The 12,230-nt window shown below is 54.5% G+C and carries 12 protein-coding genes; 2 read left to right on the top strand and 10 right to left on the bottom strand.

The features are described 5' to 3' along the window. Positions 1 to 46: 46 nt before the first annotated feature. The 3 genes from glpX to ABDW13_RS22380 all read right to left on the bottom strand — a co-directional run bounded on the left by glpX (position 47) and on the right by ABDW13_RS22380 (position 3,547). A complete protein-coding gene (gene glpX / locus ABDW13_RS22390; protein WP_343554718.1) occupies positions 47 to 1,057 on the bottom strand; it encodes a class II fructose-bisphosphatase in 1,011 nt (336 codons plus the stop codon). Positions 1,058 to 1,153: 96 nt separating this feature from the next. Next, a complete protein-coding gene (glpK, locus tag ABDW13_RS22385) occupies positions 1,154 to 2,662 on the bottom strand; it encodes a glycerol kinase GlpK (protein WP_343554717.1) in 1,509 nt (502 codons plus the stop codon). Positions 2,663 to 2,692: 30 nt separating this feature from the next. Next, positions 2,693 to 3,547 carry an MIP/aquaporin family protein gene (locus ABDW13_RS22380; protein ID WP_343554716.1) on the bottom strand — a complete coding sequence of 285 codons (855 nt, stop codon included), beginning with the start codon at positions 3,545 to 3,547 and terminating at the stop codon, positions 2,693 to 2,695. A 419-nt stretch (positions 3,548 to 3,966) separates the two neighbouring features. Between ABDW13_RS22380 and zapB the strand changes: the two genes are divergently transcribed. After that, positions 3,967 to 4,206: a cell division protein ZapB gene (gene zapB / locus ABDW13_RS22375; protein WP_007885384.1), complete on the top strand. Its 240-nt coding sequence runs from the start codon at positions 3,967 to 3,969 to the stop codon at positions 4,204 to 4,206. A 50-nt stretch (positions 4,207 to 4,256) separates the two neighbouring features. Here zapB and rraA read toward each other — a convergent pair whose 3' ends face one another. From rraA to priA, 6 genes are all read right to left on the bottom strand, one after another. Continuing rightward, complete coding sequence (gene rraA, locus ABDW13_RS22370; protein ID WP_343554715.1) at positions 4,257 to 4,742, bottom strand: ribonuclease E activity regulator RraA; 486 nt, start codon at positions 4,740 to 4,742, stop codon at positions 4,257 to 4,259. 152 nt (positions 4,743 to 4,894) lie between these two features. Beyond that, positions 4,895 to 6,232: an HslU--HslV peptidase ATPase subunit gene (hslU, locus tag ABDW13_RS22365; RefSeq protein WP_343554714.1), complete on the bottom strand. Its 1,338-nt coding sequence runs from the start codon at positions 6,230 to 6,232 to the stop codon at positions 4,895 to 4,897. A gap of 5 nt (positions 6,233 to 6,237) precedes the next feature. Further along, complete coding sequence (hslV, locus tag ABDW13_RS22360; RefSeq protein ID WP_008109674.1) at positions 6,238 to 6,774, bottom strand: ATP-dependent protease subunit HslV; 537 nt, start codon at positions 6,772 to 6,774, stop codon at positions 6,238 to 6,240. Positions 6,775 to 6,878: 104 nt separating this feature from the next. Continuing rightward, positions 6,879 to 7,769: a cell division protein FtsN gene (gene ftsN, locus ABDW13_RS22355; RefSeq protein WP_343554713.1), complete on the bottom strand. Its 891-nt coding sequence runs from the start codon at positions 7,767 to 7,769 to the stop codon at positions 6,879 to 6,881. A 150-nt stretch (positions 7,770 to 7,919) separates the two neighbouring features. Next, the gene (cytR, locus tag ABDW13_RS22350; RefSeq protein WP_343554712.1) at positions 7,920 to 8,957 is read right to left on the bottom strand and encodes a DNA-binding transcriptional regulator CytR; all 1,038 of its coding nucleotides are present in this window, start codon (positions 8,955 to 8,957) and stop codon (positions 7,920 to 7,922) included. 166 nt (positions 8,958 to 9,123) lie between these two features. Then, a complete protein-coding gene (priA, locus tag ABDW13_RS22345; RefSeq protein WP_343554711.1) occupies positions 9,124 to 11,322 on the bottom strand; it encodes a primosomal protein N' in 2,199 nt (732 codons plus the stop codon). A gap of 223 nt (positions 11,323 to 11,545) precedes the next feature. Here priA and rpmE point away from each other — a divergent pair, with 223 nt between their 5' ends. Continuing rightward, positions 11,546 to 11,761: a 50S ribosomal protein L31 gene (gene rpmE, locus ABDW13_RS22340; protein WP_343554710.1), complete on the top strand. Its 216-nt coding sequence runs from the start codon at positions 11,546 to 11,548 to the stop codon at positions 11,759 to 11,761. 76 nt (positions 11,762 to 11,837) lie between these two features. Here the strand turns inward: rpmE and metJ are convergent, their stop codons facing one another. Next, on the bottom strand, positions 11,838 to 12,155 hold the full coding sequence (gene metJ / locus ABDW13_RS22335) for a met regulon transcriptional regulator MetJ (protein ID WP_007885403.1): 318 nt from the start codon (positions 12,153 to 12,155) through the stop codon (positions 11,838 to 11,840). Positions 12,156 to 12,230: the final 75 nt, after the last annotated feature.

Below are 12,230 nucleotides of genomic sequence, written 5' to 3'. Positions count from 1 at the left end.
TGCTGGTGGCCGCTCTCACGTCATCCGGAGAGCGGCAAGCAGGCGATTACAGGATAAATTGATGCAGCGCCGCGTCTTTGCGATCCAGATAGTGGATTGACTGGATGCGGCGAATGGTGCGCGATTTGCCGCGCACTAGCAGCGTTTCCGTCGTTGCGATATTGCCGTTGCGCGTAATGCCTTTCAGCAAATCACCGGTGGTAATGCCGGTGGCAGCAAAGATCACGTTATCGTTGCGCGCCATTTGCTCCAGTTTCAGCACCTGTCCAGCTTCAATGCCCATTTCAGCGCAGCGTTGCAGTTCATTCTCGCCTAAACGACGATTCTCTTCCGTGTCACCTTTAACATGATGACGTGCCAGCAAACGAGCTTGCATGTCGCCGTCCATTGCACGAATCACCGCCGCTGATACCACGCCTTCCGGCGCGCCGCCAATGCCGTACATCACATCCACTTCGCTATCCGGCATGCAGGTCAGAATCGAAGCCGCGACATCGCCATCCGGGAAGCTGAACACGCGCACGCCGAGCTGTTGCAGCTGTGCAATCACCGCATCGTGACGCGGCTTAGCGAGAATCGACACTGTCAGCTGGCTGAGCGGTTTGCCCAGCGCCAGCGCGATGTTTTTTAGATTGATGTCGAGCGGCAGATTGAGATCGATAGCACCGCGTGCGCCGGGACCAACAATCAGCTTTTCCATATACATATCAGGTGCGTGCAGGAAACTACCTTGATCGCCAACCGCTAGCACCGCCAGCGCATTGGCTTGGCCCATCGCCGTCATGCGCGTGCCTTCAATCGGGTCAACGGCGATATCCACCGCGTCGCCGCGTCCGGTTCCGACTTTCTCACCGATATACAGCATCGGCGCTTCGTCGATTTCGCCTTCGCCGATCACAATCTGACCGTCGATATCGATGGTGTTGAGCATAATGCGCATGGCGTGAACGGCAGCGCCGTCGGCCGCATTTTTATCGCCGCGTCCTAACCAGTGATAGCCCGCTAATGCAGCGGCTTCGGTCACACGGGAAAATTCAATCGCGAGTTCTCGTTTCATGGTGGCACCTGATAAAAAACAGGCAGGCAGTTTAACACAGCGGGGGAGAGTGGCAGGGGAAAAACCCGCGGCAGGGCGCCGCGGGTCAGCAGGATGTTACTCTTCGTCTTCCCACGCTTTGGCGCGAGCAACCGCTTTCTTCCAGCCAGCGTAACGCACGTTACGTTCGGTGGTTTCGATGCTTGGACGGAACTCGCGTTCAATCACTGCTTTGGCGCGCACTTCATCCAAATCGCTCCAGAAACCAACCGCCAGACCCGCCAGATACGCGGCACCCAACGCGGTGACTTCACGCACTTCCGGACGCTCAACGCGCGTGCCGAGAATGTCAGACTGGAACTGCATCAGGAAGTTGTTGGCAACCGCACCACCATCCACGCGCAGTGATTGCAGGCGCGTACCCGCATCGTTCTGCATCGCTTCCAGCACGTCGCGCGTCTGGTATGCGATTGATTCCAGCGTGGCACGGATGATGTGGTTAGCATTGGCACCGCGCGTCAGGCCGAAGATGGCGCCACGTGCATACGGATCCCAATATGGCGCACCCAAACCGGTGAAGGCTGGCACCATGTAGACGCCGTTGGTGTCTTTCACTTTCAGCGCGAAGTACTCAGAGTCAGTGGAATCGCTGATCAGCTTCATCTCATCACGCAGCCACTGAATTGACGCGCCACCAATGAATACCGCACCTTCCAGCGCATAGTTCACTTCACCGCGTGGACCGCAAGCGATGGTGGTCAGCAGGCCGTGGGTTGAGGTGACCGCTTCGGTACCGGTGTTCATCAGCATGAAGCAGCCGGTGCCGTAGGTGTTTTTCGCCATGCCAGGTTGTACGCACAGCTGGCCATACAGCGCGGCTTGCTGGTCACCGGCGATACCGGCGATTGGAATACGCGTACCGCCTTTACCACCAATGTTGGTTTGGCCGTACACTTCTGAAGAACCTTTCACTTCCGGCAGCATTTCGCGCGGAATATCAAGGATCTCCAGCATGCGATCGTCCCACTCCAGCTTGTGGATGTTGTACATCATGGTACGTGAGGCATTGGTGTGATCGGTAACGTGCACACGTCCTTGCGTCATTTTCCAAATCAGCCAGGTATCAACAGTACCGAACAGCAGCTCGCCGCGTTTTGCACGCTCACGTGCGCCTTCCACGTTGTCGAGAATCCACTTCACTTTGGTACCGGAGAAGTACGGGTTAATCACCAAACCGGTGGTGTGCTGGATGTACTCTTCCAGACCTTCTTTCTTCAGTTTGTTACAGTAATCGGCGGTGCGAGGATCTTGCCAAACGATGGCGTTGTAAACCGGCTTGCCGGTCTCTTTATCCCACACGATGGCGGTTTCACGCTGGTTGGTGATACCAATCGCCGCGATTTGATCCGAGTTGATGTCGGCATGGGCCAGCACTTCAACTAACGTTGAGCTTTGTGACGCCCAAATATCCATTGGATCATGTTCAACCCAACCCGCTTTCGGGTAGATCTGGGTAAATTCGCGCTGAGAAACCGCAACGATGTTGGCATCATGATCAAGCACGACGGCGCGTGAGCTGGTGGTGCCTTGATCGAGTGCAACTATATATTTTTTATCAGTAGTCATTGTGCTTTCCTGATGTGGTATCGATGAAACTTAGGCTTTACGCTGCTGCTGTGCACGCGCAACCGGTTTTTCTGCTGTGTTGGTTTCCGCTACGACATTAACTGGCAGATGGCGGCCAATCAGTGAACGGTAACCGAAGGCTCCGAGGCAAGCACCGACCAGCGGGCCAAAAATCGGAACCAGGAAGTAAGGAATATCTTTGCCGCCGGTGAAGGCTACGTTGCCCCAACCTGCGAGGAACGCGAACAGTTTTGGACCGAAGTCACGCGCCGGGTTAAGGGCGAAGCCGGTCAGTGGACCCATTGAGCCACCAATAATCGCCACCAGCAGACCAATTAACAGCGGTGCCAACGGACCACGTGGTACGCCGTTGCCGTCGTCGGTCAGCGCCATGATGACTGCCATCAGAACCGCGGTAATTACCATCTCAACCAGGAACGCCTGCGGAACGCTGATGTGTGGGTTCGGGTAGGTAGAGAAGATACCGGCCAGATCGATGCTTTCCACACTGCCACGCACCATCTGGTGAGCTGTTTCATAATCAAAGAACAAATTGTAGTAGAGACCGTAGACCAGCGCGGCAGCGCAGAACGCGCCGGCAACCTGCGCCAGAATATAAGGAATAACTTTACGACCTTCAAAATTGGCGAACAGGCACAGCGCGACGGTGACTGCTGGGTTAAGATGCGCACCTGAAACACCGGCACTGAGATAGACAGCCATGGATACTGCTAAACCCCAGATGATACAAATTTCCCACTGACCGAATGCCGCACCGGCCAATTTCAGTGCAGCTACGCAGCCTGCACCAAAAAAGATGATCAAACCGGTGCCGAGGAATTCGGCGATGCATTGACCTGTAAGTGTGTTCGTTGTCTGACTCATAATGGAATTCCTGAAGCGAGGTTAAATTTTATCAGTTGTTGTTCTCATCCATGAGTCGCCCAGCCTTCATTGTAGGGTTGATGTGAATTTATCGTTAACGAGCATAAACGAGAAATAGCGAAATTGAAAATTGTGTGCTGCGTCATAAAAATGCGCGTTTTCGCGTATTTTGCGTTTCTTTAGCTCCGATTTGTCTCGCTACGACCGCTTCAGTTTCGTGAGCGCAGCCACAAATGCGCGAAGGTGCGCATTTTTTTAGGCATAAGCTGAAAAGTGTTACAGACTGCCCGCTCAAGCCTTGTGCCGCTGGACTTGCTGGGTTTGGCTACATACAATCGAGTCATCGTGGCTGAGCGCACCATAATAAGGCAAGCGCTCGCCCTATCAACGCCTTGCAAGATTTAGGAGAGGTCAGAAAGATGTCATTTGAAGTGTTCGAGAAACTGGAAGCGAAAGTTCAGCAGGCGATTGATACCATCACGCTGCTGCAGATGGAAATTGAAGAGCTGAAAGAGCAAAACAACACGCTGAAGAACGAAGTCAGCCAGGCTTCCGGCAACCAGGATGCGCTGGTGCGTGAAAATCAGCATCTGAAAGAAGAGCAGCACGTTTGGCAGGATCGTCTACGTGCACTGCTGGGAAAAATGGAAGAGGTTTAAGCGTAATAGCTTGAACCGACGGGTGCCGCGGCACCCGTTTTTGTTGCGGCTTACTCGATGTCGAGTGCGTCTTCAGACAGGATGATGCCAGTGTTATCGGCATACAGATGGTCGCCAGAGAAGAAGGTTACGCCGCCAAAGTTAACGCGCACGTCACTTTCGCCAATCCCTTCGCCTGCTGCGCCTACCGGAATCGCCGCAATCGCCTGAATGCCGATCTCCAGTTCTTCAAGGTCGTCAACTTGACGCACCGAACCGTAAATCACCAAACCTTCCCACTCATTTTGCGCTGCCAGACTCGCCAGCTGCGCATCGACCAATGCACGACGCACTGAGCCGCCGCCATCAACCAGCAACACGCGACCGCGACCATTCTCTTCCAGCAAATCGTAGAGTAAGCCGTTGTCTTCGAAACATTTCACTGTGGTGATTTGACCACCGAATGAGCTGCGCCCACCAAAGTTCGAAAAAAGCGGTTCAACAACGTTCACAGCTTCGTGGTAGATGTCACAGAGTTCAGATGTATCGTATTTCATGAGGGTATCGTCTGTTTGCCACAGGAGCGCTAAGTATATCGCTTTCTGGCGATTGTTGGCAAAATCATCAACCGACAAAAAAAGCGCTGCATCAATATCCTGCGTAAAAAAAAGCCCAGCACAAAGGCTGGGCAGATATTTTGCAGCAATGCTTATAGAATGAAGCGGCTGAGATCTTCGTCGGCCACCAACTCATCCAGATGCTTACCAACGTACTCGGCATCGATGGTGATCGACTCGCCGTTACGATCGCTGGCGTCGTAGGAGATATCTTCCATCAGGCGCTCCAGCACGGTATGCAGACGACGCGCACCGATGTTCTCGGTGGTTTCGTTAACCTGCCACGCTGCTTCCGCGATACGGCGCACCGCATCTTCGGTGAACTCGATGTTCACGCCTTCAGTGCCCATCAGCGCCTTGTACTGCACGGTAACCGATGCGTTTGGCTCAGTCAGGATGCGCTCGAAATCGTTAACGGTCAGCGCTTGCAGCTCAACACGGATCGGCAAACGACCTTGCAGTTCTGGAATCAGATCGGAAGGGCTGGCAACCTGGAACGCACCGGAAGCGATAAACAGAATGTGGTCAGTTTTCACCATGCCGTGCTTAGTGGAAACCGTGCAACCTTCAACCAGCGGCAACAGGTCGCGCTGTACGCCTTCGCGTGACACATCTGGGCCGCCAGCATTCTGGCCACCGCGCTTACAGATTTTGTCGATTTCATCGATGAACACGATGCCGTGTTGCTCAACCGCATCAATCGCGTCCTGCTTCAGCTCTTCAGGATTCACCAGCTTGGCGGCTTCTTCTTCAATCAGCAGCTTCATGGCTTCTTTGATTTTCAGTTTACGCGGCTTCTGCTTCTGTCCACCGAGGTTCTGGAACATCGATTGCAGCTGGCTGGTCATCTCTTCCATGCCCGGAGGCGCCATGATTTCAACACCCGCTGAGGTTGCCGCCAGATCGATCTCAATTTCTTTATCGTCCAACTGGCCTTCGCGCAGCTTCTTGCGGAATGACTGGCGTGCCGCTGAAGGTTCAGCGTTGTGCTCGGCCTGGCCCCAGTTGTTTTTCGCTGGTGGGATCAGCACATCGAGAATGCGCTCTTCCGCCATTTCTTCAGCGCGGTATTTGTTCTTCTCGATTGCCTGGCTGCGTACCATTTTGATCGCAGAATCGGTCAGATCGCGAATGATGGAATCGACCTCTTTACCGACGTAACCGACTTCGGTGAATTTGGTGGCTTCCACTTTGATGAATGGCGCATTCGCTAGCTTCGCCAAACGACGGGCGATCTCGGTTTTACCGACGCCGGTTGGGCCAATCATCAGGATGTTTTTCGGCGTAACTTCGTGGCGCAGCTCTTCGTCGAGCTGCATGCGGCGCCAGCGATTACGCAGGGCGATCGCGACCGCCTTCTTTGCGCCGTCCTGGCCGATAATAAAGCGGTTAAGCTCGCTGACAATCTCGCGGGGAGTCATCTCAGACATGATGTTTAGTCCTTAGCCTTAGACGGTAATGCTTCGAAGTTAATATTGTGGTTGGTGTAGATACAGATATCGCCGGCGATGTTCAGTGCTTTCTCAACGATATCGTGCGCACCAATGTCGGTGTTTTCCAGCAACGCGCGTGCCGCTGCCTGGGCGTAAGGCCCACCAGAACCGATAGCAATCAGGTCATTTTCCGGCTGGATAACATCGCCGTTGCCGCTGATGATTAATGAGGAGTTTTCGTCAGCCACCGCCAGCAGCGCTTCAAGGCGGCGCAGCATGCGATCGGTACGCCAATCTTTGGCCAGTTCGACCGCCGCTTTCACCAGGTGACCTTGGTGCATTTCCAGCTTGCGTTCGAACAATTCAAACAGGGTGAAGGCATCTGCGGTGCCGCCAGCAAAACCGGCGATCACTTTATCGTTGTAAAGACGACGGACTTTTTTAACGTTGCCTTTCATTACGGTATTGCCGAGCGTAGCCTGGCCATCACCGCCAATCACTACCTGGCCGTTGCGTCGTACACTTACTATTGTTGTCACGGGCAGACCCCTTGTTGCAGTAGAAAAGGAACTCCGCGCACTCGGCGCGGAGTATCATGCAACCAGATATGGGGTGGGATTGAGGAGTTTCAACCCCTAATTATTTAAGGTAAGGCGAGAGGGATGCAGCTTCCGTGGCCGGAGCTGTGCAAACGTTTGACGGTGCTATCCGCGCTGCTGCGATCTTTGAACGGCCCAATCACCACGCGATTCCAGCCGCCGCCGGTGGTAATGCGGCTCTCAAATCCTTCAAATGCCAGACCTGCACGCACAGATTCTGCCTGATCGGTGCCTTTAAACGAACCACACTGCACCATCCAGCGTTGTGAAGCGGCTTTCTCTTCTGGTTTCGCTTTGGCCGTTTCCTGCGGTTTTGGCTGTGGCGCCGGTTCACGGGTGATCGGCGCAGCTTGCTGCTGTTGTTGGCGAGCGGCTTGCTGTTGCTGCAACTGTTGTTGGCGCTGCTGCTGTTGCTGACGTTGCAACTGCTGCTGCTGAAGTTGTTGCTGCTGTTGTTGCACCTGCTGACGCTGCAACGTGACCTGACGCTGTGCCGGCGTTTGTTCGTTCCACGGCACTTCATTCAATTGCGTTGGCTGCTGGCGCATATCGGCCTGCATCTGCTCCAGCAACTGGCGCTGTTCATCGGTCAACTGGGTTTGTGACTGCACGTTGCCACCCGCTGAAGGTTCAGTCGGCGACGGCACGGTAATTTGGCGATTTTCCAGCTCTTTGATGTACTTCCAGCGCTCTTCCGGCTTCGGCGGCAAGCCGTTTCCGGTGGCTTTATGATTGGGAACCACTTCAATCTCTTCTTTTTTATGGTGCGAGATGAACCATAAACCACCGGCAAAGGTGACCAGCACGGCCACGGCCAATACCATCATGAGTTTTGAAGTGCCTGAGCCGCCTTTGCTTTTCTTGCTGCGGCTGGCCGGTTTTTTGCGACGCGTCCCTGTTGAACGCCCGCGGCCTACATAATCTTTCTGTGCCACTTTCGTTCTGCTACCCTTCAAAAAAATGCCAATGGGCATGTAAATGTGCTGTTAATCGCCCGGCAATGAGTGCGCCATGTTACGCAAGGGCTGGAACTTTGACCAGCAGAGTCTGCCTTCAGAATCCGCTGAAAAAGATGACAGCGAAGGTTATTTTTCGCGTTTTGCTGCCGGTGCGGTGCTGCCGCGCACGCGTAATTCGGCGTCCAGCAGGCGCGAACCGTTGTTAACGCGTTTGCCCTGCAACTCATCCAGCAGCAACAGCATCGCTTCACGACCAATGGCAAAACGCGGCTGCGCCACGGTGGTCAGCGGCGGATCGTAGTATTGCGCCAGTTCGATATCATCAAAGCCGACAACCGACAGATCCTGCGGAATACGCATGCCGAGTTTGCGCGCCTGATTCATCGCACCCAGCGCCATTAAATCGCTGTGGCAGAAAATCGCTTTCGGTGGCTGCGGCAAACTCATCAACTGTTTCAACGCATTAGCGCCCGCCTCAAAGGTAAAATCGCCGTGCACAATCATTGTAGGATCAATGGCGATATTGCTGCGACGTAGCGCCTGAATATAGCCCTGCAAGCGATATTGGCTCAGCGGGATGTGTTCCGGCCCGGTGATGCAGGCAATTTGGCGATGACCGAGTTGCAGCAGATGATTCACGGCTTCAAACGCGGCGGTCAGATTATCGATGTGCACGGTTGGCAACGCCATTTCCGGTGCAAATTCATTGCCCATCACCATCGGCGGCAGATTGCGTTGATCTTCAATCCCGGCTTCAAACGGCAGTTGCGAACCCAGCAGCACCATGCCGTCAATTTGGCGTGTCAGCATTAAATTAAGGAAGGTTTTTTCCTGTTGGTTCTGATGCGCGCAATCGCCAATTAACACCAAATAACCTTCACGCGCCGCGGTAACTTCCACGCCACGAATGATCTCACTGAAGAACGGATCGCAGATGTCCGGCACAATCACCAGGATGGTTTGCGTTTCGCCGCGCTTGGCGTTGCGCGCCAAACCGTGCGGTGCGTAACCTACGTCAATGACCGCTTTTTCTACTTTAAGTCGGGTGGCGGCTGAGACTTTTTCTGGATTCATCAACGCACGTGAAACCGTCGCGGTGGAAACGCCGGCTTGCTCGGCCACATCTTTCATGGTGGCGGTGGTTGAGGGTTGCTTCTGGTCCAACGTATAACTCCTGACGCGGTACAGCGCATTGATTTTCAGACATTGCCGGGCTTCAACCGGGACGGCACTATTGTTAACCCAAGGTCGCGCCGGGTTGTTACTTAATTTGCATAAAAATTGTGACTTGTGCGACTTTTTTCGATCTGCCTCGCAGATGTGGCGCGGCTTAACTCTCGGTGGGATCGATATCCAGCGTCCATTTCACTTTGCGCGCGGCGGGCAGGGTGGAAATCAGCGGCAGCGATCCGCTCAGCAACTGTTGCAGACGTTTGCGCGACGGATGCTGTAATAACAATTGCCAACGCCAGCGCCCGCTGCGTTTCGGTGCCAACGCTGGAACCGGCCCCATCAACCACATCGCTTCATCTTTTAACGGGCTCGCTTCCACTAAATTACGCAACTGAGTCAGGAATTCGGCGGCTTGCTGATTATCCATATCCTCGGCGCGGAACAGCGCGTGGCTGGTCCACGGTGGCAGCTGCACCGATTGGCGCTCTAATAAGGTCTGATCGGCAAAGGCGAAATAGCCGCGATGCAGCAAAGTTTGCAGCAGCGGATGTTCGGGATGATGGGTTTGCAGCAACACCTCACCTTGTTTGCCTGCGCGACCGGCGCGGCCCGCGACTTGCGTATACAACTGCGCAAAACGCTCGGCGGCGCGGAAATCAGCCGAGAACAGCGCGCCATCGACATCTAATAGCGATACCAACGTGACATCCGGGAAATGGTGGCCTTTCGCCAGCATCTGGGTACCGACCAAAATGCGCGCGCCGCCGCGATGCACATCAGCCAAATGCGCTTCCAGCGCGCCTTTGCGGCTGGTGGTATCACGATCGATACGTGAAATCGGCACGCCGGGGAATAGCGTGCCGAGTTGCTGCTCTAACTGCTCGGTGCCGACGCCAACCGGCATCAAATGCGTCGAGCCGCAGCTCGGACATTGATTAGGCAGCGGGCGCTGGCTATCGCAATGGTGGCAGCGCAACTGGCGGTGATTCTGGTGCAGCGTGTAATAGCTGTCGCAGCGCTGACATTCCGCCAGCCAGCCGCAATCGTGGCACATCAACGCCGGAGAAAAGCCGCGCCGATTGAGGAACAGCAACACCTGATTATCGGCCTGCAAATGCTGGCGCATTTTGCCGAGCAACGCGGGCGCCAATCCGCCTTTCAGCTGTTGGCCTTTGAGATCGATAAGTTGTTGCAACGCAGGTTTGGCATTACCGGCGCGTTTGGTGAGATTGAGCTGACGATATTTGCCGACGCGCACGTTGTGCAGGGTTTCCAGCGCTGGTGTTGCTGAACCCATCACAATCGGAATGTCCTCTTCGTGGGCGCGAAATACCGCCAAATCGCGCGCCTGATAGCGCCAGCCTTCCTGCTGTTTGTAGGAGCTGTCGTGCTCTTCATCAATAATGATCACGCCCGGACGCGCTAATGGCGTGAATAACGCCGAACGCGTGCCGATGACAATCGCGGTTTCGCCACTGCGCGCGCGCAGCCAAACGGCGAGGCGTTCGCTGTCATTTAAGGCTGAATGCAGCACATCGATCGGTGCATCGAAACGTTCGCGGAAGCGGGCGATGGTTTGTGGCGTTAGGCCGATTTCCGGCACCAGCACCAACGCTTGTTTGCCACGCGCCAGTACGTTCTCTAACACGCTGAGATAGACTTCGGTTTTACCTGAACCAGTAATGCCTGCCAGCAGCCACGCAGCATAATGATCGTCTTCGCTGCGCATCGCGCCAACTGCCATCGCCTGATCGGTATTCAAGCGCAGACGATCACCTTTCACCGCGAAAGTGCTGCGCCAGTCGTGCATTTGCGGCGTATGTTCACGCAAATCGCACAAGCCTTTGGCACGCAATGCTTGCAGCGCAGCGTCAGTAAAATCGTGCTCGCTGACTTGATGACGATACAATGGCCGCTGACGTAGCATCGCCAGCGCTTGCTGTTGTTTTGGCGCACGCTTTAGGCTTTCCATCGCCACTTCGCGGCCCGCTTCATTAATCACCCATTGCCACAGCGGCGCTTCCTGCGCCGGTTTACCTTGACGCAACAGCACCGGCAGCGCATGACTCAGCACTTCACCCAACGGTGAATGATAATAGTTGGCCGCCCAGTGCAGAATGCGCCACAGCGCAGGCGAGAACAGACTTTGCTCGTCGAGCACGCTGTCAATTTGCTTGAGCTGGGTGAGCGGCAGATCGCTGGTTTCGCGCGTGCCAACCACAATGCCAATCATTTTACGATTGCCGAACGGCACATTCACGCGCGCACCCGCCACCGGCTGCGGCGCATCAGCGGGCAACAGATAGTCAAACAGGCGAGGCAGCGGAACGGGCAGGGCAACCTGAACAACGGGCATGTGAATCTCTATCCGGTTCTGAATTAAGGAGAAGTAGTGTACACGCTGCTGCGATGAGCGGGTATACACGCGAGCTATTTGCGGGATCTGGTTAATTTCTGTATACTATGCCGCCTTCGATGAGATCGCTCGTCGGAGCATACACTTAATGTTCAACCGCGTGTGGTGCTGTGCAGGCTGAGCCTGGCACGGAGAGCGACACGGCCTTTTATGAGGTTCTCCCATGAAACAAGGTATTCACCCTAAGTACGAAGCAGTAACCATGACTTGCTCTTGCGGTAACGTGATCAACACCCGTTCAACCATGACTTCTGGTCTGAACCTGGACGTGTGCGGCAAATGCCACCCGTTCTACACTGGTAAGCAACGTGTTGCTGACACCGGTGGCCGTGTAGATCGCTTCAACAAGCGTTTCAGCGTGCCAGCAAGCAAGAAATAAGATTTTTAGCGGCTGGATCACTATGATTCGGCAGCAAAAAAAACCCAGCCTCGGCTGGGTTTTTTTGTTTCTGGCTTCAGTATTCCCAGCTATCGGGATCGATGCCCATTTCACGCATTATCTGTTTCGCTTCTTCCGGAATCTCATCGCTACGTTCTTTACGCAGATCGACATCGTTCGGCAGAGGCTGCCCGGTGAAAGCATGCAAAAAGGCTTCACACAGCAGTTCGCTGTTGGTGGCGTGACGCAGGTTATTGACCTGACGGCGGGTGCGCTCATCCGTTAAAATCTTCAGCACTTTCAGCGGGATAGAAACTGTGATTTTCTTAACCTGCTCGCTCTTCTTGCCATGTTCAGCGTAAGGGCTGATATATTCGCCGTTCCATTCAGCCATGGGTTACCTTAATCAATAAAAGTTGAATATGGGGAAATCCGTTGATTATGCCCGATTTTTCGATGCCTGACCCCT

Origin of the sequence: Pantoea sp. (assembly GCF_039594315.1) — a bacterium.
GTDB lineage: Bacteria > Pseudomonadota > Gammaproteobacteria > Enterobacterales > Enterobacteriaceae > Pantoea.
This window is presented reverse-complemented; position numbering and strand designations above follow the sequence as displayed.

Excerpts from the sequence above, each read along its gene's own strand:
- glpX (WP_343554718.1), bottom strand. The coding sequence starts at position 1,057 with ATGAAACGAGAACTCGCGATTGAATTTTCCCGTGTGACCGAAGCCGCT.
- glpK (WP_343554717.1), bottom strand. The coding sequence starts at position 2,662 with ATGACTACTGATAAAAAATATATAGTTGCACTCGATCAAGGCACCACC.
- ABDW13_RS22380 (WP_343554716.1), bottom strand. The coding sequence starts at position 3,547 with ATGAGTCAGACAACGAACACACTTACAGGTCAATGCATCGCCGAATTC.
- zapB (WP_007885384.1), top strand. The coding sequence starts at position 3,967 with ATGTCATTTGAAGTGTTCGAGAAACTGGAAGCGAAAGTTCAGCAGGCG.
- rraA (WP_343554715.1), bottom strand. The coding sequence starts at position 4,742 with ATGAAATACGATACATCTGAACTCTGTGACATCTACCACGAAGCTGTG.
- hslU (WP_343554714.1), bottom strand. The coding sequence starts at position 6,232 with ATGTCTGAGATGACTCCCCGCGAGATTGTCAGCGAGCTTAACCGCTTT.
- priA (WP_343554711.1), bottom strand. The coding sequence starts at position 11,322 with ATGCCCGTTGTTCAGGTTGCCCTGCCCGTTCCGCTGCCTCGCCTGTTT.
- rpmE (WP_343554710.1), top strand. The coding sequence starts at position 11,546 with ATGAAACAAGGTATTCACCCTAAGTACGAAGCAGTAACCATGACTTGC.
- metJ (WP_007885403.1), bottom strand. The coding sequence starts at position 12,155 with ATGGCTGAATGGAACGGCGAATATATCAGCCCTTACGCTGAACATGGC.